General features: G+C 63.7%; 16 protein-coding genes. 6 read left to right on the forward strand and 10 right to left on the reverse strand.

Annotation, left to right across the window (positions count from 1 at the left end; all coding sequences use genetic code 11):
• Positions 1-39 precede the first annotated feature (39 nt).
• The 6 genes from IEX85_RS06910 (at position 40) to IEX85_RS06935 (ending at position 6,430) form a co-directional block, all read left to right on the forward strand.
• A complete protein-coding gene (locus tag IEX85_RS06910; RefSeq protein WP_188859806.1) occupies positions 40-741 on the forward strand; it encodes a vWA domain-containing protein in 702 nt (233 codons plus the stop codon).
• An 83-nt stretch (positions 742-824) separates the two neighbouring features.
• Positions 825-1,550 carry a DnaJ domain-containing protein gene (locus IEX85_RS06915; protein WP_229721820.1) on the forward strand — a complete coding sequence of 242 codons (726 nt, stop codon included), beginning with the start codon at positions 825-827 and terminating at the stop codon, positions 1,548-1,550.
• 100 nt (positions 1,551-1,650) lie between these two features.
• On the forward strand, positions 1,651-2,913 hold the full coding sequence (locus IEX85_RS06920; RefSeq protein WP_188859808.1) for a capsule polysaccharide biogenesis protein: 1,263 nt from the start codon (positions 1,651-1,653) through the stop codon (positions 2,911-2,913).
• On the forward strand, positions 2,901-3,683 hold the full coding sequence (locus tag IEX85_RS06925; protein ID WP_188859810.1) for an SDR family NAD(P)-dependent oxidoreductase: 783 nt from the start codon (positions 2,901-2,903) through the stop codon (positions 3,681-3,683). Before IEX85_RS06920 ends, IEX85_RS06925 begins: the two co-directional genes overlap by 13 nt.
• A gap of 12 nt (positions 3,684-3,695) precedes the next feature.
• Positions 3,696-5,201 carry an LTA synthase family protein gene (locus IEX85_RS06930; protein ID WP_188859812.1) on the forward strand — a complete coding sequence of 502 codons (1,506 nt, stop codon included), beginning with the start codon at positions 3,696-3,698 and terminating at the stop codon, positions 5,199-5,201.
• Positions 5,198-6,430, forward strand: a complete 1,233-nt coding sequence (locus IEX85_RS06935; RefSeq protein WP_188859814.1) for a M28 family metallopeptidase — start codon at positions 5,198-5,200, stop codon at positions 6,428-6,430. Before IEX85_RS06930 ends, IEX85_RS06935 begins: the two co-directional genes overlap by 4 nt.
• A gap of 450 nt (positions 6,431-6,880) precedes the next feature.
• Here IEX85_RS06935 and IEX85_RS06940 read toward each other — a convergent pair whose 3' ends face one another.
• The 10 genes from IEX85_RS06940 to cysD all read right to left on the reverse strand — a co-directional run bounded on the left by IEX85_RS06940 (position 6,881) and on the right by cysD (position 26,393).
• On the reverse strand, positions 6,881-7,654 hold the full coding sequence (locus IEX85_RS06940; protein WP_188859816.1) for a methionyl-tRNA formyltransferase: 774 nt from the start codon (positions 7,652-7,654) through the stop codon (positions 6,881-6,883).
• A 2-nt stretch (positions 7,655-7,656) separates the two neighbouring features.
• The gene (locus IEX85_RS06945; protein ID WP_188859818.1) at positions 7,657-9,015 is read right to left on the reverse strand and encodes an aminotransferase class I/II-fold pyridoxal phosphate-dependent enzyme; all 1,359 of its coding nucleotides are present in this window, start codon (positions 9,013-9,015) and stop codon (positions 7,657-7,659) included.
• Complete coding sequence (locus IEX85_RS06950) at positions 9,012-16,709, reverse strand: type I polyketide synthase (protein ID WP_188859820.1); 7,698 nt, start codon at positions 16,707-16,709, stop codon at positions 9,012-9,014. The genes IEX85_RS06945 and IEX85_RS06950 overlap by 4 nt, the downstream gene beginning before the upstream one ends.
• A 181-nt stretch (positions 16,710-16,890) precedes the next feature.
• Positions 16,891-18,255 carry a phosphomannomutase CpsG gene (gene cpsG, locus IEX85_RS06955; protein ID WP_188859822.1) on the reverse strand — a complete coding sequence of 455 codons (1,365 nt, stop codon included), beginning with the start codon at positions 18,253-18,255 and terminating at the stop codon, positions 16,891-16,893.
• A 351-nt stretch (positions 18,256-18,606) separates the two neighbouring features.
• Entirely contained in the window at positions 18,607-19,893 is a 1,287-nt protein-coding gene (locus IEX85_RS06960; protein WP_188859824.1) for a UDP binding domain-containing protein, read from the reverse strand.
• A complete protein-coding gene (pgi, locus tag IEX85_RS06965) occupies positions 19,890-21,542 on the reverse strand; it encodes a glucose-6-phosphate isomerase (protein WP_229721821.1) in 1,653 nt (550 codons plus the stop codon). The genes IEX85_RS06960 and pgi overlap by 4 nt, the downstream gene beginning before the upstream one ends.
• A gap of 29 nt (positions 21,543-21,571) precedes the next feature.
• Positions 21,572-22,450 (reverse strand): UTP--glucose-1-phosphate uridylyltransferase GalU, encoded by an 879-nt coding sequence (gene galU / locus IEX85_RS06970; protein WP_188859826.1) that lies wholly within the window; start codon positions 22,448-22,450, stop codon positions 21,572-21,574.
• 170 nt (positions 22,451-22,620) lie between these two features.
• Positions 22,621-23,421 (reverse strand): 3'(2'),5'-bisphosphate nucleotidase CysQ, encoded by an 801-nt coding sequence (gene cysQ, locus IEX85_RS06975; RefSeq protein WP_188859828.1) that lies wholly within the window; start codon positions 23,419-23,421, stop codon positions 22,621-22,623.
• A 165-nt stretch (positions 23,422-23,586) separates the two neighbouring features.
• Positions 23,587-25,494, reverse strand: coding sequence for a sulfate adenylyltransferase subunit CysN (gene cysN, locus IEX85_RS06980; protein ID WP_188859830.1), 1,908 nt, complete (start codon positions 25,492-25,494; stop codon positions 23,587-23,589).
• The gene (gene cysD / locus IEX85_RS23985) at positions 25,494-26,393 is read right to left on the reverse strand and encodes a sulfate adenylyltransferase subunit CysD (RefSeq protein WP_229721841.1); all 900 of its coding nucleotides are present in this window, start codon (positions 26,391-26,393) and stop codon (positions 25,494-25,496) included. The genes cysN and cysD overlap by 1 nt, the downstream gene beginning before the upstream one ends.
• Positions 26,394-26,848 lie beyond the last annotated feature (455 nt).

Genomic DNA, 26,848 nt, shown 5'->3' on the forward strand with positions numbered 1-26,848 from the left:
TCTATACTTGTTCAAGAGTAATCGAAATCGGGAGCCAACATGGGTGACGAACGCAAGGCGTTGCGGCAACCCTCCAGCCGCCAGGAAGTCGACCAGTTTCTGCACCAGGTGGCGAAGACGCCAACCACCGGCAACGGCGGACGGCTGATTTTCGCCCTGGACGCCACCGCCAGCCGGGAACCGACCTGGGACCACGCCTGCCAGCTGCAGAGCGAAATGTTCGAGCAGACCCGCAGCCTCGGCGGGCTTTCGGTACAACTTTGCTACTACCGCGGTTATCAGGAGTTCTTCGCCTCCGGCTGGCTGCAGAATACCGACCGGCTGCTGCAGCAGATGAATGGCGTAAGATGCCTGGGCGGTCATACCCAGATCGCACGGCTGCTGGCCCATGCACGTGACGAAAGTCGCCGTCAGCGGGTCCAGGCACTGGTGTTCATTGGCGACTGCATGGAAGAGAACGTCGATGACCTGTGCCAGCTGGCCGGCGAACTCGGCCTGCTGTCGGTGCCGGTATTCGTGTTTCAGGAAGGCAGCGATATCGTCGCGGCCCGGGCCTTCAAGCAGATCAGCCGGCTTTCCGGCGGTGCCTACTGCCACTTCGACCGCAACAGTGCCGGACTGCTGCGCGAGCTGCTCGGCGCGGTCGCCGTATACGCCTCGGGCGGACGCAAGGCGCTGGAGCATTACAGCCGCGGCAAACAGGGCGAGGTCCTGCAACTGACGCACCAGTTGCGCTCATAACGTTTAACCCGGCAGCCGATCGCGTTAATCTCGTTTGAAACACCTATACTCCCCGTTTCAGAAAGCAACCTAAGAGGCATGCATTGAATCCCGTCGGTCTGATTCTCATGGGCGCGGTCGCCCTTGCCGGTTATCTATGGATACAGTCGCGCCCGGCATCACAGCGGGGCCGCGCCAAGTGGCAACTGGTGATCCTGATGCTGGCGCTGCTGCTGCTTTACCTGAGCATCAGTGGCCGATTGCACTGGATCGGCGCATTGTTCGCGGCGATGCTTCCGCTTTCACGCTACCTGGTGCCGCTGCTGCGCTACCTGCCGTTCCTCAGGCGGCTGTACAACGGCCAGAGGCAGTCCCGGCAGTCCGGCGGCAACAGCTCCCGTGTTCAGACCGCCGTACTGGAGATGACCCTCGATCATGACAGTGGCGTCATGCACGGCACCGTGCTGCAGGGGCCCCTGAGCGGCCGCAGCCTGGGTGACCTCGGCGAGACCGAATTCATCGAACTCCTGCAATACTGCCGGCGCCAGGACGCCGAATCGGCGCGTCTCCTGGAGGCCTACCTCGACCGGCGCTTCGGTGAGCGCTGGCGCGACGACGACCCCGGCGACGAACAGCAGTCGGCGCCGGCATCCGGCGGCGCCCTTAGTGAGCAGGAAGCCTACGCCATCCTCGGCCTCAAGCCCGGCGCCAGCGATCAGGAGGTCATCGACGCACACCGCCGTCTGATGCAAAAGCTGCACCCGGACCGGGGCGGCAGCGACTACCTGGCAGCACGCATCAACGAGGCCAAGGAGCGCCTGCTTGGCTGAGAAAGGCGGCGAATTTTATTCCATTCGCTCGCCATCTCGACTCTGCAATCTGGTATGATCGCCCTTTCCAGAATCGTGTTTCGGGCACCAGCACACGTTTATGAAAAGGCTTTCGTTTCTTTTGCTCCAGGGACCGGCGACGCCGTTTTTCGCTCGTCTCGCCGATACCCTGCTGGAACAGGGACACCGTGTTTTCAAAGTGAACTTCTGTACCGGCGACACCCTGTTCCGCAACCGTGCCCAGAATATCGTCTTCGACCGCCCCATCGAACACTGGGATGCCTTCCTCGCAGACCTGGTCGAACGCCACGGTATCGACCGGGTGCTGCTGTTCGGCGACTGCCGGCCGCTGCACCGACGCGCCATCGAGCAGCTCAAGGCGCTCGGCATCAAGGTCCATGTTTACGAAGAAGGCTACTTCCGTCCCAACTGGATCACGCTCGAAGCCGGCGGCACCAATGGCTTCTCCAGCCTGCCGAAGGATCCGGAGTGGTACCTGCGCGAAGCGGAGAAGATCGCCCATTACGGCGACGGCGACCTGGTGGGCGGCTCGCTGAAGGTGCGCGCCATTCAGGATATGGCCTATCACATCAGCAACCTGGCAAACCCGGTACTGTATCCCGAATACCGCACCCACCGTCCGCACGCCAGCCACATCGAGTATCTGGGCTGGGCACAGCGTTTTTCGCGCCTGCCCTGGCGCGAGCGCCGGGCCCGTCAGATCTGCCAGCGCCTGACCGCGGAGCAACGCCCCTATTACCTGTTTCCGCTACAGCTGAATTCCGACTATCAGATCAAGGTGCATTCGGATTTCAGCGGTATGCCGGACGCCATCGCTCAGGTGATGCGCTCCTTCGCCGAGCAGGCGCCGCGACGGGCGATGCTGGTGATCAAGAACCATCCGCTGGACAACGGTCTGATCAATTATCGCAGGCTGATTGAACACCTGGCTGGCAAACTCGGTCTGGGCAGGCGCGTGCTCTTTATCGACGGCGGCCATTTACCGACGCTACTGCACAGCGCCAAGGGCGTCGTGACCGTCAACAGTACGGTCGGCCTTTCGGCGCTGTTTCACGGCCGTCCCACCCAGGTGCTTGGCAAGGCCATCTACAATATGCGCGGGCTGACCCATCAGGGATCGCTCGACAGTTTCTGGCGTCAGAAACAGGGGCCGGACAAGCAGCTGTTCCACGCCTTTCGCAACACCATCATCCACCGCACCCAGCTCAACGGCGGCTTCTACAACCAGCGCGGTATCGAGCTTGCGGTTCAGGGCTCGGTGCAGCGCCTGACCCAGGGCGCACCGATTCCGGTTGCAGAACCTGTCGACGACTTCGCCGGTGAGCCCGCATGGGAGAGCTGAAGCTCCCGCGTCACGTGCTGATCACGGGAGCCAGCGGCGGCATCGGCGCGGCCCTGGCCCGCGCCTACGCCCGTGGCGGCGTTCGGCTCAGCCTGTGCGCGCGCAACCCGGACCGCCTCGAAGCGGTTGCCGGCGACTGCCGTGCCCGCGGCGCCCGGGTCGAAGCCAAGGTGCTGGATGTTACCGATATTGCGCGCCTGCAGCAGTGGGTTGCGCAATGTGACGCCGATGAGGCAATCGACCTGGTCATCGCCAATGCCGGTCGCACCCTCAATGTCGGCCCCAACGGCGAAGAGGAAAGCTGGGACGATACCCGCGACCTGCTGGCGATCAACGTCGACAGCGCCCTGGCTACGGTCATTCCGCTGGTCGGCCCGATGCGTCGGCGCGGTCACGGCCAGATCGCGCTGGTCAGTTCGCTCGCCGGCTACCGCGGCATGGCAATTACCCCCGCCTACTGCGCCAGCAAGGCTGCGGTCAAGGCTTACGGCGAGGCGCTGCGCGGTCTCGTTGCCGCCGACGGCGTAGGTGTTTCGGTGATCTGCCCCGGTTTCGTCGAGTCGGAAATGAGCCGCCGCTTTCCCGGCAGCAAACCGTTCCTGGTCAGCAGCGACCAGGCCGCCGCAATCATTCAGCGCGGCCTGGCACGCAACCGGGCGCGCATTTCGTTTCCGTTTCCGCTCAATTTCGGCACCTGGATGCTGACCCTGCTGCCGGCAGGTTGCGCCGATTTCATACTGCAACGCCTGAGCTACGGGCGTAGTCGCTGACAGTTTCGACCGATGACCCTGACAGACGTTATCCTCCTGATCACCTCGCTGCTGCTCTCGTTCAACCTCGGGCGCTTCTGCAATCCGCGACACAGCGCTTTCGCAGCGCCGGGCCTGCATCTGCTGATCATGGCCGCCCTCTTCCTGGTCGCCTACGCGCTAACCCGGCGTTTCTGCTTTTCACTGCTGATCGCCCTCTGCGCCCAGCTGGTGGTACTGATCGTCAATAACGCCAAGTACCGGTTTCTGCGCGAGCCCCTGGTACACGCTGATTTTGCGCTGTACTCGCAGGCCATCCGTTTCCCGCGCCTCTACCTGCCCTTCGTCGGCATAGGCCCGGCGCTGATCGGCACGCTGGCAATATCGGCGACCCTGACCGGCGGGCTGCTGCTCGAAGCGCCAAGCGCCCTGTTGTGGAGTACGGCGCTCACCGACCGCCTGCTCGCGCTGGCAGGGCTGGCAGTGCTGATCCCGCTAATCATTGCCCCGGCGCGGCGCAGGGAAGTCAGCCTGATCCCCGAATCCGACATGCAACGTTACGGCCTGTTGCCGATGCTGGCGATCTACGCCGCCCAGAGCCGAATCGAGCCGGTCGCATCGCAGCCGCCGTTGCCGGTCGCGGACGGACGCCCCAACCTGATCGCTATTCAAAGCGAGTCCTTCTTCGACGCCCGCCGCCTCGACAGCCGCATCCGGCCATCGATCCTCGGCTGTTTCGACCGGCTGAAGCGCGAAGCGGCGGCCTCTGGCCGCCTGAGGGTGCCGGCCTGGGGCGCCTACACCATGCGCAGCGAATTCGCTTTTCTTTCCGGCCGGGCCAACGCCAGTCTCGGCTTCGGCCGCTTCGATCCGCTGCGCTTCTATCGCAACCGGCTTGCCGAGGGCGGTATCGACTCCCTGGCGGCCCAGCTCAGGCGTCAGGGCTATCGCTGCATCTGCATTCACCCCTATCCGGTGAAATTCTTTGCCCGCCACCGCATTTACCCGCAGCTCGGCTTCGACGAATTCATCGATATCCGCAGTTTCAGGGAAGCCCGGCGTTTCGGCCCCTACGTATCCGACGAGGCGGTCTGCGACCGTATCCTCGAGGAACTGTCCACCAGCGACCAACCGCTGTTCATCTTCGCCATCACCATGGAAAACCACGGCCCGCTGCATCTCGAAAGCGTCACGGCGGCCGAGCGCGCGACCTTTTTCAGCACTGAAACCGACGCCTCGGACGACAATCTTGCGATCTACCTGCGCCACCTACGCAACGCCGACCGGATGCTCGAGCGCCTGAGCGACTACCTCGCCGAACGGGACCCGCAAGCGGTGCTGGCCTGGTATGGCGACCACGTACCGGGAATGCCGGATATCTACCAGGCACGCGACTACGACGACCCGACCACCGACTATCTGGTCTGGTCGGCCGGCGCCGATATCGACGAGCGCACCGGGCCTCAGGAGGCCTCGGTCGAGGATCTGCCGGGCATGATGCTGCGGGCCACGCAGCGGCAAAAGGAGCTTTGCGTATGAACCGGGCCGTCAACGGACAACCCCGAAGCGCCGCCCATCAGCGCCTGTTCGACTGGATCAAGGGACTGGAATCGGTGCCGCAGCGCTTCGCCGGCTCTCCGGGCGAGCGCCAGAGCGCCGAGCTGGTTGCCGGCTGGATGCGCGAGCTTGGCCTGCCGCAGGTCGATACCGAGACCTTCAGCCCACCGAAACGTTCGGGCCGCTCCGGCTACCTGCTGGCGCTGCATACCTTCCTGGCCGGTATTGGCTGCCTGCTCGGGGGCTGGCCCGGTACCCTGCTGGTGCTGCTCGCAGCCTGGTCGATCCGCGGCCCGCGCTGGCTCAATATCGGCGCCCTGCTACCCGGCATCCGCTCGGTCAACGCCGTCGGCCGGCGTCCGGCCAGGGGCGAGAACCCGTACCGCATCATTCTCTCGGCCCATATCGACACCAACCAGGCCGGACTGATCTTCCATCCCTGGATGGCCAATACCTTCGCCACCCGCGCCACGGCCAAGAACCGCGGCAAGCCGCCCAGGGGGCCGAACAGCATCCCGGTGCGCCTGGCAATCGTGGCGGTGGTGCTGCTGGCGCTGTCGCTGCTGTTTCCGCAGTCGCTGCCACTGACCATCGCCCGCTGGCTGATGGGTCTGGCGCTGCTGGTCGTATGCGCTCTGGGGCTGCAGTGGGCACTGGCGAAAACCACCCCTGGCGCCAACGACAACGCCTCGGCGGTCGCTGCGATGCTGCAGGCTGCGGAGAAGCTGAACCGGACGCTCCCGGAGGATACCGAACTCTGGGTCGTCGCCACCGGCGCCGAAGAGATCGGCAGCCGCGGTATGCAGGCGTTCATGAACCGGCACCCGGACTGGCCGAAGCAGCGCTGTTACTTCATCAACTTCGAGAGCGTCGGCAGTAGCCACCTGCACTACGCGCTGAACGAAGGCGCCAGCAAGAAGACCCACTACTCCAACGCGTCCAACGCCTTCGCCGCCCGCATTGCCGGGTCCACCGTCCAGGGTCCCATCACGCCGGTCGAACTGATGATCGGCACCGATGCCCGCGTCCCGGCAAGACGGGGCTACGAGGCGCTGTCGCTGGTATCGCTGGAAGCCAACCAGGTGCCGCGCAACTACCACCGCCCCAACGATATCGCCGAGTATATCGAGCTCGACACGGTACAGCGCGCCGGCGACTTCGCGGTGGAAGCGGCTCTCGCCGCAGCGGCGAACAAGGGTATCGACGCCTAATCGCTCCAATTCGCGGTGGGGTTTGCAGCCGGTAGGATGGGTTGAGCCGCCATCGCGACCTGCGCCAACGACAGCACCTGGCGTAAGGCAGTGAACCCATCATATCGATCGTATTGCAGATCGACTGGTTTCGGTTGGCACGGGTCGTTGGGTTAAGGTCTTCGGCCTAGACCGAACCTACGACGCTACATCACGACGGGGCAAAAATGCATCCGACCGGGTAGGATGGGTCAAGCGATGCACTGCCACGGGCTCACCTTATACCTCGCGGGCCAAGCATCGCGGACCCATCATATCGATCGCATTACAGATCGATTGGTTTCAGCAGGCACGGAGTGCCGGTTCGCGGCCGGGCGCCGCTCCTACGAAAACGGTTCGAGCGCCTGATAACACCCATACAAGCCGCGCCTCCCAGCGAACCAAATCGCCTTTCGCGGCGAGGCGCCGCTCCTACGGGCGGCGTACCGTTCTCAGGTAATCCTTAAGGCCCAGCAGGCCGCGCACCCGCGCGGTATCCTCCCGGCCCGGCCAGCCGTCGTAGTTGCCCTCGCCCTGCTGCGCCCTGCCGGTGGCGCCGGCTTCCAATTCGGCTATCGCCTCAACCGCCAGCTCAGCGCCCAGGCGGAAGAGACGGTCGTAACCGGCCATCAGGCTCTCGCCGTGATCCAGCTCGCAGGTACGCTGGCGCAGGATGGGCCCGGTATCGAGCTCGGCATCTAGCCTATGCACCGTCACGCCGCCTTCGGTCTCCCCACGCAGACGGGCGTAGAACAGCGGATCGACGCCGCGGTTGTGCGGCAAAAGTGACGGGTGAATATTGATGCAACCGAGTCGCGGCAACCCCAGTAAAGGCGGTCTGACGATCTGGTTGAAATAGGCCGAGAGGCAGAGGTCGGGCGCGAGTTCGCGGACGAAGTCGAGCCCCTCTGCCGCGTTGATATCAGGGGTGTCGAGGACCGGGACACCCAGAGTCCGGGCACGGGCCTGCAGCCGGCGGCGCGGCGCCAGCAGTTCGTAAGCGGACGTCGCCAGCCACAGATGCAGCGCGTAACGCAGTCCCGAACGCCGCAGCAGGCGGGCGATATCCTGAGCAGGCGCGCCCCGCGCCGTCAGCACCCGGGTCGAGTTGACGATACCGACCAGCTCGACACCGGGCGCCGCCAGCAGCGCTTCGAGCACCCGACTCGAATAGAGGCTCGAGTGGCTGCAGAGAACGACCCGCAAGGTCAGATCTGGTGCTGGGCTTCGACGATCGCCTGCACCGTCGCGTCGATCTGCTCCTCGGTGTGGGCGCAGCTGATAAAGAAGCGCAGGCGCGCCAGCTTTTCCTCGACCGCCGGGTAGACGATGGGCTGCACGTTGATGCCACGCTTGAGCAGCATGTTGGACAGACGCACCGCCTTGATCGAGCTGCCGCACAGGATCGGCACCACCGAATAGCCGGCGCTGCGACCGGTATCCAGCCCCGCTTCACGCGCACGCTCGAGAAAATAGCGGCTGCGCTCGCACAGGCGGGAGACCCGGTCGGGCTCCTCTTCCATGACCCGGATCGCTTCGAGCGACGCCGCCGCCATTGGCGCCGGGATGCCGACGCTGTACAAAAAGCCCGGCGCGGAGAACTTGAGATGATCGATCAGCGCCTGCTCGCCGGCGATGTAGCCACCGCAGCCGGACAAGGACTTGCTGAGGGTACCCATCCAGATATCGACCTCGTCACCGGCAATGCCGTAGTGCTCGGCGATACCATGTCCGCGCGCGCCCATCACGCCGACCGAGTGCGCCTCGTCGACCATCAGGAACGCCTTGTGGCGCTTCTTCAGTTCGATGAAACGCGGCAGGTCCGGATGGTCGCCATCCATGCTGTAGATACCCTCGACCACGATCAGCACACGCTCGAACTCGTGACGGCGCTGCTCCAGCAGCTGCTCCAGCGCCTGCCAGTCGTTGTGCGGGAAGGACAGACGGAAAGCCCCCGACAGCTGGATACCCTGCAGCACGCTGTTGTGAATCAGCGAGTCGTGCAGCACCAGGTCCTTGGGCCCGAACAGGTAGCCGATTGAGGTCACGTTGGTGGCGTGTCCGCTGACGAAGACCACGGCGTCGTCGGTGCCGTGGATCCGCGCCAGCGCCTGCTCGAGATCGCGTTGCACCGGGCGCTCCCCGGACACCGGCCGGCTCGCCGACACCGAGGTGCCGTACTGGTCGATGGCCGCCTTGGCGGCACCGGAGATGCGCGGGTGTCCGCTGAGATCCAGATAGTTGTAGCTGGAGAAGTTGATGCAGGCCTGACCGTTCACCACCGACGTCGCCGAGGCAATGCCGTCGTGCAGACGGAAGAACGGGTTGTCGATCTTCAGCTCGTCCGCCGCCAGCTTCTGCACCAGCAGCTCCTTGTAACCCGGCAGCTTGTCGAAACGGCAGAGGTCGTCGGACACCGACTTGCGAGTGCCAAAAGCCGAGCGGCGCGGCGCCTCGGCCGCGTCGTTTTCGGCGGCACGGGCGCTGCGCTTTTCCAGAGCCTTCTGGATCAGCGATTCCTTGGCCTTGCCACTCAAGCCGAAAAGGCCCTTGTTGAGTTTGTTCATTGTACAAGCCTCACATCGGAAGATCCTTTTTCCAGCGCCGCCGCAATGCGTTGAGCCTCCTCGTCGGAGAAGGTCGACGCATGGCGTTCCTCCATCCGCGCCACCTGACTCGCCGCATCGGCGCCGGAATCGCGACCGCCGGCGTCGTCGTCATGGCACAGCTGCGCCACGATGCGCTCGGTGATGCGGGCGATGGTCGGCCCCTGGGACAGCGCCATCGCCGGCATGCTGACACCGAAGCGGCCTTCGATCGCCAGCGCCAGTTCGACGCCCATCAGCGAATCCATGCCAAGCTCGAGCACTGACTGTTTCAAGTCGATTTTTTCGGCGGGCAGACGCAGGATCTGGGCGATCTCGTCGCACAGCAGCCCGCTGACCAGCTCCGACACCTGCTCCGGCGTCATGCCGACGATCTGACTGCGGATATCGTCGCTGTCCTCGTCGTCCTCGCCGCTGCGCGCGTCCAGACGCCGCAGCAGATCGAACTTCGGCGCCTGCGCCGACGGCATCAGGCGCTGCATATCGCGCCAGCTGAAATCCATCACCGCCGCACCGGCGCAATCCTGCGCCAGCAGCAGCTGCAGCATCTTCAACGCCTCGGCGGAGGTCAGCGCCTCGCTGCCCATGCGCGACTGCAGCGCCTCCTTGATATCCTCGTTGCGGGCTAGGAAGCCGACATCGTCGATCGCGCCCCAGGCCACATAGAGCCCTGGCAGCCCCGCCGCGCGGCGCTTGCGCGCCAGCGCCTCGAGATAGGCGTTGGCGGCAACGTAGTTGGCCTGTCCCGGATTACCGAAATAGGTCGTTACCGAGGAATACAGCACGAAGAAGTCGAGCGCAAGGTCTGCGGTCAGCTCGTGCAGGTGCAGCGCGCCGAGCAGTTTGGGCTCCAGCACCCGGGCAAGGCTCTCCCGGCTCATGTTGCGCAGCAGTCCGTCCTCGAACACCACCGCGGCGTGGATAAGCCCCTTGAGCGGCGGCAGAGTGGCGCCAAAGCGCGCGAACAGCACCTGCAGGGCTGCGCGGTCGGTGACGTCCAGCGCCTCGACCGTCACCTGCACGCCGTCGGCCTCGAGCTTGGCGATCGCCGCCGACGCCTCTTCGGTCCGCATCCCGCTGCGACTCAGCAACACCAGGTGGCGCGCCCCCTGCTCGGCCAGCCAGCAGGCGCTGCGCAGGCCGAAGCCGCTCAGGCCACCGGTGACAAGGTAGCAACCATCGGCATCGAGGCCGAGCGCCGGCAGCTGCCGCTGCGGCTGTTCGGACAGCTGCGGTCGCTCGTCGAAGCCGATGACGATCTTGCCGATCTGCTTCGACTGCTGCATGTAGCGGAAAGCATCGCCCGCGCGTGCGGCCGGGAACACCCGGTGCGGCAGCGGACGCAGGGCGCCCTCGGCAAAGCGTTCCATCACCTCGCGGAAAATCCGCACGCTCAGGTCCGCGCGCTCGATCAGCAGCTGATCGGCGTCGATGCCGAAGTAGGAAATGTTGTTGCGGAACGGACGCAGGCCGATCTTGCTGTTTTCGTAGAAGTCGCGCTTGCCAAGCTCGAGGAAGCGACCGAACGGACGCATGATCGCCAGGTTCTTGGTGATCGCTTCCCCCGCCAGCGAGTTGAGCACCACGTCGATGCCCTCGCCGCCGGTCAGTTCCATGATCCGGTCGGCATAGGCGAGGCTGCGGGAATCGAGTATATGATCGACACCCATCAGGCGCAGGAAGTCGCGCTTCTCGTCCGAGCCCGCGGTGGCAAACACCTCGGCGCCGAGGTAGCGGGCTATCTGGATCGCGGCGATACCGACACCGCCGGCGCCACCGTGGATCAGCACGCGCTCGCCCGGCTGCAGCCGCGCCAGATGATCCAGCGCGTACCAGGCGGTGACGAACACCGTCGGCACCGTGGCGGCCTCGGCGCAGCTCCAGCCTTCCGGCAGCTTCGCCAGCGCCCCGGCCGGCGTCACCACCCGGGTGCTGAAGCAGGCCGAGGCAAAGCCCATGACCTGGTCGCCAGCGCGGAACTCGCTGACACCCTCCCCGACCTCGACCACCTCACCGGCGAACTCCATACCCAGCGTCGGACCGGAGAAGCCGTTTTCCACCGCCTCATCGGACAAAAGCCCCATGGCGTACATGACGTCGCGGAAATTGAGGCCGCTGGCGAGCGGACGCACCGCGACTTCACCGGGCGCCGGCGCCTGACGCGCCATCGGGAACCACTTCAGATGCTTGAGCGGGCCCGGCTCGGCGAAATCGAGTTTCACCTCTTCAATAACGTCCTGATCGGATGCGTTGCCCGGCAACGGCTCGATGCGCAGACAGTAGAGAGCATCGGCACTGAGCAGCAGTTCATCCTCCCGATTTTCGCTCACCAGGGTCTGCGCGAGCGCCGGCATCAAGGCCGCCAGATCGTCGCCGTCGAGATCGACCAGCCGGGCACCCAGTTCCGGATGCTCGTTCATCAGCACCCGACCAAGACCCCAGAGCGGCGCCTGCCCGGCTTTGACCTCGAGCGCACGGACTTCGCCGTCGATATCGTCGCAAAGCGCGGCACCTGCGGTAATCAGCGCCAGATGCGGCGGCTGCGACCAGGACACGCGCTCCAGCGCCTGTAACAGCGACAGCACCGTGCCGCAGCGACGTTGCTGCAGCGCCAGCAGCCGCTCTGGCGGCGCTTCTTCGGCCTGCAGCCCCATCAGTTGCACGACCTGGTCGCAGCCTCCGGTGGCGGCGACGGCGTCGAGCAGTTGCTCGGTACTGTCAACCGACAGCGGGTCGAAGCGGAATTCACCGGCTTCGATGGCGTAACGCTCCCCGGCGCGGGCCAGTATCACCTGCTGCCCGGTTCCGCGCAGAGCCTCGGCCAGGGCCTCGGCAAGACCATTCTCATCGGCCAGCAGCAACCAGCGCTGCGCTTGCGGCTCAGCCGCCGGTTCAGCCTCGCTGTGCTGCAAATTGCCGGCATCCATCGAGCTCGGGCGTTCGGCGAGCAGAACAAAGCCACCATGGCCGTCCGCGGCCGGCTCGTCGAGCACCTGAGAGGGCTCGAAGCCGCTTGCCGCCAGCGCCTTGCGCCACTGACCGGCGCTCATCAGGCGCGAAACCTGCTTGCCGTTCGTCTCTTCATACCACCAGCCCGGCACCAGCCCCTCGGTAAGATCGCTGACACGGGTCGGCGCCTGTTCGGCCAGCAGCAGGCGACCATCGTCTACCAGTAGCGAGCCGAGACCGGCCAGACAGGCAGAGAGGTCATCGGCCTGATGCAGCCCGCCGGTCGCAAGTATCAGGTCAAAACGGCGCGAGGCGACTTCGGCCTGATCGGCCGCAGGCTGGGTCGGGTCGAACAATGCGAAGTCGACGAAGGCATGAGCGCTGAGCTCCGCTTCGGCGCGCGACAGCAGCGATTCGTCGGCATCGGTGAACAGGAATTCGGTACGCTCGGCCGGCAGCAGGGCAACCAGACTGCGCGCCAGTGCGCCGGCACCGCCGCCAACCTGGAGAACGCGCAGTCGCCGGTTGGCAGGCCAGGAGGAAAGCTGCGCCCGTACCGCGGCCAGCACCGTCTGCTGCAGACCGGTGATCGACTGCGCCGAATCGGCCAGATGATCCTGCAGGCTGCTGCCTTTGCTCGGATTCAGCAGCGTGGTTGCATCGCATTCGCCGCGCAATACCTGCGGCAAATGCAGACCGCAGCGCCCCAGCAGCAGCAGTTCCGGCAGGTACGCCGGATAATCGCCGAGCAGCGCCAGCCAAAGCTGTTCCGCCGCCGGCCAGTCATCGTTGTGCTGCAGGCGGTAGTTGCCGTCGACCTGCTCCAGCAGGCCGTCATCTTCGAGCAGTTGCAGGAAATGCTGCAGAGCCGGGCGCTGGGCTTCGGCGATTTCGGCCCGCTGTACCAGACTGTCGAGGGTGAAGGTGTGGTCGAAACCAGCCAGTTGCTGCAGCGCTTCGTAGACATAGGCACTGACCAGAATGGCGAACAGCGGCTCGACCTCGCCGAAATGGCGCTGGCGTCCGCCTGACATCGGCGCCAGTGCAGCGCCGGCTGCGGCGATAATGTCGGACAGCGGCGCCAGTTCCGGATTGGCAAGCGGCTGCAGCAACCGTGCGCTGTAGCGATAGGTCGCCGGCAGGCCATGATCCTGATTGAAATTCACTGCGCGGAAGCGACAGCCTTCAGCCTCTGCCAGCACCTGACCGGCGTCGTCGGTCAGCCTGAAGGTCGTCAGCACCGAGCGCGGGCTCTGCTTGAGCACCTCGGCGCTGAAGTGGCTGATGTTTCGGCAATCACCGTAGACGCGCAACCGGTCGACACGTACCGGAATCAGCGCCGAGTTCAGCCCCGCCTCGTCTTCATTGCTGAAAATACCTACCAGCACCTGGAAGCAGGCGTCGAGGATGCCCGGGTGCAATACATGGCGCTCCAGCTCATCCGCAACAAGGGTCGGCAGTTCCAGGCGCGCTAGCGCGCCGAGCCCCTGGGTCCAGATATCGGCAACGCCCTGGAACTGAGGCCCGTAGGCAAGTCCGACCGCATCGGCCAGACGGTAGTGCTGCTCACCGCTGATGCGACCGCTTGCCTGCGCCTTCAGCGCTGCCAGGTCGAGGCGGGTCTGCGGGTTGTAGGCCGGCGTGCCGGTCAGACGACCGACGGCGTGCAGCGTCCAGGGGTCGTCGCTCAGGCGCACCCGGCTTTGGATGGTGAAGCTGCCGTCCTTGGGATAGAACTCGAAGCGCAGCGCTTTGAGGTGGTCCTGCTCGAATACCAGCGGCGCGCGGATTTCGAGGCCCTCGAGCTCGAAGGCCTCCGCCGGTGCTTCCTCGGTGCTGAACCAGGCGCGACCGGCCGCCAGCGCCATTTCGGCATAGCCGGCGGCGGGCATGACCACGGCGCTGCCGACCACGTGGTCGGCCAGGTAGGGCACCAGGGTGGTATCGAGCACGTTTTCCCACACCGCCTCGCCGCGCTTGATACGAAAGCCCAGCAGCGGATGTTCGAGCTGCCGGTTGATCAGGTCGTAGCCTTCGCCGGTTTCCTCATACCAGTGACGCTCGCGCTGCCACGGATAGGCCGGCGGCCGCACCGGTGTGCCCGGCCGCGGGAAATAGCGCTCCAGATCCATCTCGGCACCGGCGAGCCAGGCACCGAACACGGCGTTGTCGAGGCTGTACAGGTCGTCCTTGGCGCGCCGCTGCAGCGTGGTCACCACGCGGCCGGGAATATCCCGGGCCTTGAGGCACTCGTTGATGTAGCCGCGCATGATCGGATGCGGGCCAACGTCGATGAACAGCTGAATGCCGTCGTCGATCAGCGACTCGACGGCATCGGCAAAGCGCACCGGCTGGCGGATATTGTCCCACCAGTACTCGGCGCCGAGGCACTCGCCCGAAAGCTCCGCACCGGTCACGGTGGAAATGTAGCGCAGCGACGTGGCGCCGGGCTCGAGATTGGCCAGGCGCTCCAGCACCCGGCCGCGCACCGGGTCCATCTGCTTGCTGTGGAAGGCATAATCGAGATCCAGCAGGCGGAAGAACTTGCCCTGCTGCTCGAATACATCCGAAAGCGCCTCGAGCGCAGCCAGGGGACCTGCCAGCGTCACGGCGCCGGGGCTGTTGATGCCGGCAATCTCGACCTTGCCGCCAAGGTCGAGCTCGTCGATCAGCGCCTGCATCTCGTCGGCCGGCATCGAGGCAGCCGCCATACGACCGCGGCCGCGGGTCGTGCCCTGGGCTGCACTGCGTTCGAAGATGACGTGGACGGCGTCCGCCAGGCTCAGCGCGCCACTGGCCCAGGCGGCGGCGATTTCGCCGACACTGTGGCCAAGCACTGCGCTGACACGCACGCCCTTCGCCTGCAGGTAGCGGGTCAGACCGACCTGCAGCGCGAACAGCGCCGGCTGCGCGATCTCTGTTTCGTCGTAGAGATCACCGGCGTCGGACTGGAAAGTCTGGCGAATGCTGAGATCCGTGTAGGCCGAGAGCAGCACGTCGACTTCGTCGACGGCGGCGGCGAACATCGGCTCGCGTTCGAGCAGTTCGCGTCCCATGCCGACCCACTGGGAGCCGTTGCCGGAAAACACCAGCGCTACGGGCAGATCCTGCGACAGGTTGTCGCCGGCGAAAACGCCGGAGGCAGCTTCCCCCGCCGCCAGCTGTTCCAGCGACTGCAGGATCTCATCGACGCTGCTGCCGGCCACAGCGGCGGCCTTGGGCAACAACTGGCGACGACGGGCCTGGGTCCAGGCCAGGTCGTAATAGGAGATCTGCGGCTCGCGCAGGAACTGCGCCAGTTGCGCCGCCTGCTGCGCCAGCGCTTCGTCGTTGCGCGCACTCAGCAGCAGCGGCGGCAATCCTTCGCGGCGGGCCGCCGCTCCTACGATCGGGCTCGCCACTTCGCCGGCAGCCCGATACTCCGCCAGCACCGCATGGGCGTTGGCGCCACCGAAGCCAAAGGAGTTGATACCCATGACCAGACGCTGGTCGCCGGTAATTTCGGTATATTCACGAACCGGTTTCAGGTTCCATTCGTCGAAACGGATCTTCGGGTTCGGGTTATGAAGATGAATGGTCGGCGGCAGCGCGCGGCGCTCGATGCAGTTGATCACCTTGACCATCCCGGCCATGCCGGACGCGGTCTCGAGGTGACCGACGTTGCTCTTGACCGAACCGATCAACAGCGGATTGCCTTCGCCTCGTGCCTTCGCCAGAGCCTCGGACAGCGCACGGGTTTCCAGCGGATCGCCGACCGAGGTGCCGGTACCATGGGCTTCGAGATAGGTGAGTTCCGACGGCGACAGACCGATCTCGCCATAGACACGACGCAGCAGGTCGGCCTGCGCTTCGCTGCTCGGCACCGTGATGCCATTGGTGCGACCGTCGGAGTTGACCCCGGTGTTGAGTATCACCGCATGGATCGGGTCGCCATCGCGTTCGGCATCCTTCAGAGGTTTGAGGTAGAACACCGCACAGCCTTCGGAGCGCACGTAGCCGTTGCCGGTCTCGTCGAAGGTCTTGCAGCGGCCATCCGGCGACAGCATGGAGGCGCGGGAGAAGCCGACGAAGGGGAACGGGTGCAGCAGCAGATTGACGCCACCGACCAGGGCGCTCGAGGCTTCGCCTTCCCAGATCGATCGGCAGGCCTGATGCAGCGCCACCAGCGACGAGGAGCAGGCGGTATCCACCGACATACTCGGACCGTGGAGGTCGAAGACATAGGAAATGCGGTTCGAGGCGATACTGCCGACCGCACCGGTCATGGTGTAGGAATCGGCAAGCGCCGGGTCGTCGATGCGCCGGTTCTGGAAATCGGTGCCGGCCACGCCGACATAAACGGCACAGTCACTGCCGGCCAGACGCGCCGGATTCTGGGCACCGTCTTCCAGTGCCTCCCAGGACAATTCCAGCAGCATGCGCTGCTGCGGGTCCATCTGACTGGCTTCGCGCGGTGAAATACCGAAGAACTCGGCATCGAATTCCTCGATGCGCGACAAAACCCCGGCAGCCCATACATAGCTTTTACCGGATTCGGTCTTGCGCGGATGGTAGTAGGCGGACTTCGACCAGCGACTTTCGTCGATCTCGCCAACCAGATCTCTGCCCTCTTTCAGTGCTTGCCAGAACTCATCCGATCTGGACTGATCTCCGGGAAGTCGGAATGCCATGCCAACGATGGCAATACTTTCCTTACTACGACGCAAAATAAAAATCCCTAACTTATACTAAGCTGACGCCTGCGCCGGACCAGCAGGCTCTATCACAATCGCACCAGGAAAGGGCGGACCAAAACCGCTATGGTAACAACTTAACCCCGTTGTAGGAATGGATTTGCTTGCGACGGCAACGCCCCGGTCACCTGCCCTGGCAACCGGGTGTTTCCTCTCACTGGCGCAGCAATTCGAGGATTTTCGCGGTTTTTTCCTGCATCAAGGATACATCGGCGCGACTCTCGACGTTCAGCCGCACCACCGGCTCGGTATTGGAGCTGCGCAGATTGAAACGCCAGTTCTCGAACTCAAGGCTGATGCCATCGGTATGGTCGACAGAAAGCGCATCGCCGACGAAGGCTTCGCGCACGCGCTCGATCGAAGCGGCAGGGTCTGCCAGCTTGCTGTTGATCTCGCCCGAGCTCGGGAAAGCGGCAATGCGCTCGGCCACCAGCTCCGACAGCGGCTGCCCCTTGAGGCTGACAAGCTCCGCCACCAGCAGCCACGGAATCATGCCGCTGTCGCAGTAAGCGAAGTCGCGAAAATAGTGATGCGCGCTCATCTCGCCACCGTAAACGGCGTCTTCCTGACGCATGCGCTCCTTGATAAAGGCATGGCCGGTTTTCGACTGCACCGGCACCCCGCCGGCGGACTGCACCAGGTCGATGGTATTCCAGGTCAATCGGGGGTCGTGAATGACATGGGCCCCTGACTGCTTCTGCAGGAAGGCCTCGGCCAGCAGGCCGACGATGTAGTACCCCTCGATCATCTGGCCCTTCTCGTCGAACAGGAAGCAGCGGTCGAAATCCCCGTCCCAGGCGATACCCATATCGGCGCCTTGAGAGAGCACCACATCCGCGGTCTGGGCGCGATTCTCCACCAGGATCGGGTTCGGAATGCCGTTGGGGAAGGTCGAGTCCGGCTCGTGGTGCACCTTGACGAACTCGATCGGCGCACCGGCGGCCTGCAGCTTACGTTCGATCGCATCGAGCGCCGGACCCGCCGCGCCGTTGCCGGCGTTGACCACCAGCTTGAGCGGCTTGAGATTGGCAGGGTCGATGTAGGACAGCATCTTGGCCGCGTAGGCATCCTTGAGATCCTGCTGGCTATAGCTGCCGCGATGACCGACCTCGCCCCAGCTCTGCTCTTCGGCCAGCCGCTGCATTTCCTTGAGACCGGTATCGCCGGAAATAGGACGACTGCCCTCGCGCACCAGCTTGAGACCGTTGTAGTCGATCGGGTTGTGCGAGGCGGTCACCTCGATACCGCCATCGACGTCCAGATGCACGGTGGCGAAGTATATCTCCTCGGTACCCACCATGCCGATATCGATCACATCGACGCCACCGTCCTGCAGGCCGCGGGACAGCGCCATTTTCAGCGCTTCGGACGTTTCGCGGATATCGCCGCCGACAACCACGGTTTTCGGCTGCAGCTGCTGCGCATAGGCCCGACCGATACGGTAGGCGATATCCTCGTTCAGCTCGTCGCCGAGACGACCGCGAATATCGTAGGCTTTAAAACAGGTCAGTTTTGTCACTTTTCGAATACGTTTTTCAAAATACGTTACGGGTGACGCGTTAAGGGGTGACGCGTTACCGCTCCATCAAGTACATCAGGCCCGGCCGAAACCACAATGACCAATTCGACCGTACGATTTCACCTGTAGGAGCTCACTCTGTGAGCGAACGACGGGTGGCACATCAACCGCTTCGCCCGCGGAGCGGGCTCCTACCCAAGCGCAGCCAGCAATTCACGCACGGCAGATGCCACAATGACCGACCCGCTCGCACGGCGCGGACTGTAGGAGCTCACTCCGTGAGCGAACAAGGTACGGCACCCGCCCCGATTCGCCCGCGGAGCGGGCTCCTACGCAACCATTACCCAAGGTTTATGCCCGGCCAATGCCGTAATAGGTGAAGCCAAACTCGCGTACGAGGCCCGGATCATAGACGTTACGTCCATCCACGATCACCGACGCCTTCATGCGCTGCGCCAGACGTTCGAAATCCGGCGACCAGTACTCCGGCCACTCCGTTAGCAGCAGCAGTGCATCGGCGCTCTCGACCGCATCGTAGGCATCGCGGCAATAGCTGACACTCTCGTTTGAACCGTAGCGTTTTTCGACCTCCGGCAATGCTTCCGGGTCATGCAGCCGAACCCGGGCGCCCTGCGCCAGCAGCGCGTCGACGCTGCGAAGTGCCGGCGCGTTATCGATGCTGGCGACGCCCGGCTTGAACGCCAGCCCCCAGACCGCAACCGTTTTACCCTTCAGCTCGCAGTCGTAGTGCTGCCAGAGCTTGCGAAACGGCAGCTCCATCTGGCGCAGATTCTCGGCCAGCACCGTTTCCAGCAGGCTCGAGCGGCGTTTTTCGCTCAGCAGCTCAGCAAGCCCCTCGATGTACTGGGTAAAGTGCTGGCCGCCGAAGCCGCAGCCCGGCGCCAGGTAATGGCTACCGATACGCTCGTCGGTCGCCATACCCTGGCGCACCACCTCGATATCGACGCCGAGCAGGTCCGCAAGGTTGGCCAGCTCGTTGATATAGCCAAGCCGCAACGCCAGCATACCGGTCACGGCGAACTTGGTGAACTCCGCCTCGCGCCGCGACATCAGCTGCAACTGGCGTACCGCTCCAGTGAATGGTCTCAGAAGCCCCATTAGCCAGCGCCGGGCCCCCTCGTCCTCGCAGCCCACCAGCAGAGCGTCGGGTTCGCCGAACTGCGCCAGCGCCCGACCCTCCTGCAGCGTATCGGGCAGGCAGACGACAGCCTGCCCGCCGCTCTGATCCAGGCAGGCCTGCAACCGATCACTGGCACCGATACCGAAATTGCTTTGATTGACGACCAGGCACGGCCTAGCACCTGCACCCGCGACCCGCTTGACCAGCTCAAGGGCCTGATCGGCGTGATCGGGCGCCATCGCCAGCCAGTGCACCGGAGCGCCCAGCGCCTCCTCGGCCCCGACGGCACTTAGCCGCCCCGAGGAATAGCCCTCCTCCAGCAACGCCATTAAGCCGGGCTCTGCGCTAATGCTCTTGTGGCTGGGATAGATGCAGTTGTCCGCCTCGCTCCGCCCCCAGACCTCGCCGGCACAAAGCTGCACCTCATTGCCGAATGCGGAAAGCTGAGCCGCAACCACCCAGGCCGCCAGCTCGTCGCCCCAAACCGATATTTTCATCCCTTGTCACCTTTAGAAGCACGAGTGCCATCGCAGCCACGGAGCCTGCGAATCTCGCCCAGCAGGCCGGCCGTGGGCCGATCCATTCCCTGATCGCCATCCGCCTGCCCCAGCGCCTCAAGCATGCGCGTCGCCATTTTCTTGCCGAGCTCCACGCCCCACTGATCGAAGGGGTTGATACCCCAGATCACGGACTGCACGAACACCTTGTGCTCGTAGAGCGCGATCAGCGCGCCGAAGGTTGCCGGCGACAGTTCGTCGAGCAGCAGCACAGTGCTCGGCTGATTGCCGCTGTACTGCTGCCAGGGGGTCGGCGGTTCAGCATCCAGCGCGGCATCGCCGAGCGCCAGTACCCGCGCCTGGGCCAGACAGTTCGCCAGTGCCAGCTGGTGCTGACGCTGCAACGTCTCGCTCTGCGCTTCGTAGCGGCGTACCGGCACGATAAAGTCGCTCATCACCGGCTCCGTGCCCTGGTGCAGCAACTGGTAGAAAGCATGCTGGGCATTGGGCCCGACCTCGCCCCAGAGTACGGGACAGGTGCGCAGTTCGCTGCCTGATCCGTCGCGACGGATGCTTTTTCCGTTGCTCTCCATTTCCAGCTGTTCGAGATAGGCCGGCAGGTGGGCCAGGCGCCCGTCATAAGGCAGAATCGCGTGGGCGTGGTAGTCGAGCAGGTTGATGTTCCAGACTCCGACCATCGCCATCAGCACCGGCAGGTTTTCACCCAGTTCCGCGGTGCGGAAATGCTCGTCCATACCGTGGGCGCCGGCGAGCATCCGGCGAAAATTCTCCATACCGATTTTCAGCGCGATCGGAAAGCCGATCGTGGACCACAGCGAGTAGCGGCCCCCGGTCCAGTCCCAGAAATGCAGCTGATTGTCCTCCGGCACCCCCCAGGCCGCGGCTTTCTCCGGGCTCGCCGTCACCGCAACGAAATGGCGACGCACCAGGACAGCGTCCGCCATGCCACTGGCGTCGGCGAGCCATCGCCTTGCGGTTTCGGCATTCGCCAGCGTGTCGATGGTGGTGAAGGACTTGGATGAAACGATGAACAGCGTGGTCGCCGGATTCAGCCTGTCGAGCAGACCCGCCAGCTGACTGCCGTCCATCGACGAGACGAAGTGAATACTCAGGCCCCGCGCCGCTTCCGGCTGAAAGTCCGCAAGCGCCCGACATGCCATCACCGGACCCAGGTCCGAACCGCCCACACCGATATTGACGACGGTGTCGATGGGCTCGCCGGTGTAACCACGCCACTGCCGCTGATGCAGCTGAGCCACCATCTCCGCCATGCGCGCCAGATTGGCATGCACTTCGGGCACCAGGTCCTGGCCCTCCAACTGCAGTGACGCACTCTCTGGCAGACGCAGGGCGCTATGAAGCGCCGGCCGTTTCTCGGTATCGTTGACCGGCTCGCCGGCAAACAGCGCCGCTATCCATTCAGGCAGTTCGCTCGCCTGCGCCAGCGACATCAGCCGCTCCAGCGTTTCCGGTACGATGCGCTGGCGCGACAGATCCAGCAACAGCCCTTCGTGGCGGAAGCTCAGGGACTGGAAACGGCCGCCATCGGCCATCAGGTCTTTCAGGTGGCGCGGCTTCAGCGCCTCGGCATGGGTGCTGAGCGCCTGCCAGCAGATATCAGTCGTCAAATCATTGCTCCCGCAGGCCATATTCATAATTACGTTCTACGTTTCGCCAGGAAAGCCGCCAGCGCGTCCGCCGTCTCCGGATGCTTCAACCCGAGCGCCACATTGGCCTGAAGAAGGCCGGCCTTGTTACCGCAGTCGTAGATATCGCCGGTCATGCTGTAGGCTTCGAGCGGTGCTTCCTGAATCAGACGGACCAGCGCATCGGTGAGCTGGATCTCATCGCCAGCGCCGGGCTGGGTGTCTTCCAGCAGGCCCATGACCCGTGCCGGCAGAATATAACGCCCGACGATCGCGAGATTCGACGGCGCCTCATCGCGAGCCGGCTTCTCGACCATACCTGTTACGCGCGCTCCCGCTCCGGCCTTCACCGCAGCACCGCCGCAGTCCACGATACCATAACGCTCCACCTGCTCCTGCGGTACCGCCTCGACCATGATCTGACCGGCACCACCGGCACGGTAACGTTCGACCATCGCCTGCATATCGGCTCCGGCGCGATCGTTGTCGATCAGCATATCCGGCAGCATAACGGCAAAGTCCTCATCGCCGGTCACACCCGCGGCGCAGAGAACCGCATGACCGAGCCCCTTCGCGAAAGGCTGACGGACCGAGATCACTTCAACGCCGGCAGGCAGTATCTCTTTCACCGACGACAGCAGCGCCACCTTCCCCTTGCGGTCAAGCTCGGCCTCGAGCTCGTAGTGGCTGTCGAAATGATCTTCGATCGCCGACTTGCCGCTGCGGGTCACCAAAATAATCTGCCTGAACCCGGCGGCCACCGCCTCTTCGACCACGTGCTGGATCACCGGCTTGTCGACCACCGACAGCATTTCCTTCGGTATCGCCTTACTTGCAGGCAGTACACGGGTGCCGAGGCCGGCAACGGGAATCACGACTTTTGACAGCATTTACAATCCTTTCCTTCAACAAACCTGATAGGCGCAGAAATTCTTTCCATTAATGGCAAGCAAGCATAATGCCAGATTAAGACGCACCACTATAGTGCCCGGATATGATTTGTCCATGACAGCCGGTCGACAGGGCGCCAACCGGCCGGGGGGGAATGAAGCCTGCGAGACTAGCCTGCGGAAAAAGACGACCAGTCCTGCGCACTGTTTCCGTGCACGATAAAGTACGGATTGAGAATCTGCGCCGTATTGGCATAGCTGAGGGGTTCACCGTCAAGCTGAATCACGGAACCGCCCGCCTGCTCGACCACCGCCTGGGCGGCAGCGGTATCCCAGAGTGACGTCGGACCGAGACGCGGGTAGACGTCGGCCGCGCCCTCGGCCACCAGGCAGAGTTTTAGCGAACTGCCCATCGACACCATTTCGTGCTCACCGAGCTTTTCCAGCCAGGCCGCGGTTTCGGCGCCTGCGTGGGAGCGACTGCCCACTACCCGCCAGGTCTCACCGTCCGCATGTTCGGCGACGCGGATCGGGTGTCGCCCTTCAGCGTCAACTTTGAAGGCTCCTGCCCCCTTAAGGCCGAGGTAAGCCACATCCAGCACCGGCGCGTACACCACGCCCAGCACCGCCGTATCATTCTCGATAAGCGCGATATTCACGGTGAATTCGCCATTGCGCTTGATGAATTCCTTGGTGCCATCCAGCGGATCCACCAGCCAGTAGCGACCATCGCCGTCAGGCCCTGCAAAAGCAGCCGTATCCTCTTCCGACAGGATCGGCAGATCCGGCGCCAGCTCCTGCAGACGGGATACGATCAGCTTATGCGCTGCGGCGTCCGCCTCGGTCAGCGGCGACTTGTCTTCCTTTTCCTCGACGCTGAACTCACGCCCGTAAATCTCCATGATTGCGCGTCCTGCATCGCGCGCAATCTGCTCGACGCTATCCAGCAGCGTCTGGTCAATCGCGGTCATTGTCTTTCCTTAAATAACGAACGTTACGGGTGATGCGTGACAGGTTACGCGTGATGATCGGCCACGTAGGGTGCCCTGAGCGGAGCGAACGGCACCTTAATTCGGCACGTATCGCGGCGCTCAAGGTGCCCTACGAGTTCGTAACTTGTTGTCACCTGTCACGGGTTAACCAACCAGCATCCCGCGTTCCTCGAGCACGGCAACGATCAACTCGGCCGCCTCTTCCGGCGTCTGCTCGGTGGTGTCGATATGCACCTCGGGGTTCTCCGGACGCTCGTAGGCAGAGTCGATACCGGTGAAGTTCTTCAGTTCGCCGCGGCGCGCTTTCTTGTACAACCCCTTGGGATCACGGTCTTCGGCGACACTGAGCGGCGTATCGATAAACACTTCGATAAACTCGCCCTCTTGCACCAGGTCCCGCGCCATGGCGCGCTCCGAGCGAAACGGCGAAATAAAGGCGGTCAGGACGATAAGACCGGCATCGACCATCAGCTTGGCCACTTCGGCAACACGACGAATATTCTCGACGCGATCCGCGTCGGTAAAACCAAGGTCGCGGTTAAGGCCGTGACGCACATTATCGCCATCCAGCAGGTAGGTATGCTGGCCGCGGGCGTGCAGCTTTTTCTCCACCAGGTTGGCGATGGTGGACTTGCCGGCGCCGGAAAGGCCGGTCAGCCACAGCAAACAAGGCTTCTGTGCCTTGGCCGCGCTGCGCGCTTCCTTGTCGACATCGACGTGTTGCATATGGATATTCTGGCTGCGGCGCAGCGCGAAATGCAGCATGCCGGCGCCGACGGTGCTGTTGCTCATGCGGTCGATCAGAATAAGACCGCCGGTATCCTGGTTCTGCTCGTAGGCATCGAAGGCGATCGGGCGGTCCAGCGTCAGATTGCAGACGCCGATGGCATTGAGTTCCAGCTTCTTCGCCGCGGTGTGCTCGAGGGTGTTAACGTTGACCTGGTACTTGATTTCCGACACCTGGGCGGTAACCACCTTGGTACCGATTTTCATCAGATAGGGTCGACCCGGCAGCAGCGGCTCTTCGTGCATCCAGACCAGGGTCGCCTCGAACTGATCGGCGGTCTCGGCGGGCGCCGCGTGGGCGGAAATGACATCACCGCGGGAGATATCGATTTCGTCGGCCAGCGTGAGGGTCACTGACTGGCCCGCCACTGCCTGTTCCAGATCGCCGTCATGGGTGACGATACGCGCCACAGTGCTTTCCTTGCCTGACGGCTGCACGCGAATCCGGTCGCCGGGGCGCACCACACCGCTGGCGATCGAGCCCGCAAAGCCGCGGAAGTCCAGATTTGGACGGTTAACCCACTGTACCGGCATACGGAAGGCGCCCTGCTGCAGACGCTCCTCATCCAGCTCGACGGTCTCGAGGTAGCCCATCAGGGTGGTACCGTGGAACCAGGGCATACGCTCGCTGTGACTGGTGATATTGTCGCCCTTGAACGCCGACATCGGAATGAAGGTCACCTCGCCAATACCGACCTGCTTGGCAAAGGCCCGGTAATCCTCGACGATCTGGTTGTAAACCTTCTCGGAGTAGTCGACCAGGTCCATCTTGTTGATCGCAACAACGATATGGCGGATGCCGATCAGCGACATCAGGTAGCTGTGACGACGGGTCTGCGTCAGGATGCCCTTGCGCGCGTCGACCATCAGAATGGCTGCGTCCGCTGTGGAGGCACCGGTCACCATGTTACGGGTGTACTGCTCGTGCCCCGGGGTGTCGGCAACAATGAACTTGCGCCGGTCGGTGGAGAAGAAGCGATAAGCCACGTCGATGGTGATGCCCTGCTCGCGCTCGGCGGCAAGACCGTCCACCAGCAGCGCGAAGTCGATCTCGTCTCCCTGGGTGCCGAACTTTTTCGAGTCTGCCTCGATCGCCGACAGCTGGTCCTCGAACAGCATCTTGGATTCGAACAGCAGGCGCCCGATCAGGGTGCTCTTGCCGTCGTCGACGCTGCCGCAGGTGATGAAACGCAGCAGGCCCTTGCGCTCGTGCGCCTTGAGGTACTGCTCGATATCCGTGGAAATCAGGTCCGATACGTGCGCCATCAGAAATAACCCTCCTGCTTTTTCTTTTCCATCGATGCGGCCGAGTCGTGGTCGATCACGCGCCCCTGGCGCTCGGACGTCTTGGTCAACAGCATTTCCTGAATAATGGCCGGCAGGGTGTCGGCCTCCGACTCCACGGCACCGGTCAGCGGGTAGCAGCCGAGGGTACGGAAACGCACCTTGCGCATCATCGGCACTTCACCGGGCTTGAGCGGCATGCGCTCGTCGTCGACCATGATCAGGGCCCCGTCACGCTCCACCACCGGACGCTCGGCGGCGTAGTACAGCGGCACGATCGGGATATTCTCGAGGTAGATGTACTGCCAGATATCGAGCTCGGTCCAGTTCGACAGCGGGAATACGCGAATGCTCTCGCCCTTGTGCTTGCGGGAGTTGTAGAGCTTCCACAGCTCCGGACGCTGCCCCTTCGGATCCCATCGATGCTGGGCGCTGCGGAAGGAGAAAATACGCTCCTTGGCGCGGGACTTTTCCTCGTCGCGGCGCGCCCCGCCGAAGGCGGCGTCGAAGCCATACTTGTCGAGCGCCTGCTTGAGACCCTCGGTTTTCATGATATCGGTATGAATCGCCGAACCGTGGGTAAAGGGATTGACGTCCTTCTCGACGCCTTCAGGATTGATATGCACCAGCAGGTCCATACCCAGCTTTTCCGCCATCTGGTCGCGGAAACGGTACATCTCGCGGAACTTCCAGCGCGTGTCGACATGCAGCAGCGGGAACGGCGGCACCGAGGGCGCGAAGGCCTTCATCGCCAGGTGCAGCATGACCGCACTGTCCTTGCCGATCGAGTAGAGCATGACCGGGTTTTCGGCCTCCGCCACGACCTCGCGCATGATATGGATACTCTCGGCTTCCAGCCGCTGTAAGTGAGTCAGTGCCATAGTGGTCCTCAACGTTTCTGTAGATCCGGGAGGCATTTGCGCGGCTTCCCGGGAGGCTTTTCTGTGCTGCTTGCGCACCTTGCCGGCTTCTGCAGCTCCCGCGGCCGGCGGAGCCAGCAGCTGCAACTGCCCGGTGTGGGCGTTCAACCAGGTCTGAATCGACGCGTCGCGACTGAAATCCGCGCCGTGAAACACGAGCCCGACAGGGCCCTTGAAATGAGTAAGGAGTCGCTGAAAGAACTCCAGATAAAGCGCTGCAGTTGGCGGTTGCTCGCTCAAGAGCCAGAACTGACGGGCGCGCCCGGCGTGAACATAAAGCTGGTAACAGGGCGACTCATTCAGGGGGCTAGAGAAGTGGCGCAGGCCGCCCCAGAGCAGGGTTCCGCCCTCTTTGCGCACTGCGCCTTGCAACGGGTTGAGTCGGTCTTTGCTCCAGCGCTTAAGCGCTGGGGTTT

The organism is Marinobacterium nitratireducens, from assembly GCF_014645375.1.
GTDB classification, from domain to species: Bacteria; Pseudomonadota; Gammaproteobacteria; order Pseudomonadales; family Balneatricaceae; genus Marinobacterium_A; species Marinobacterium_A nitratireducens.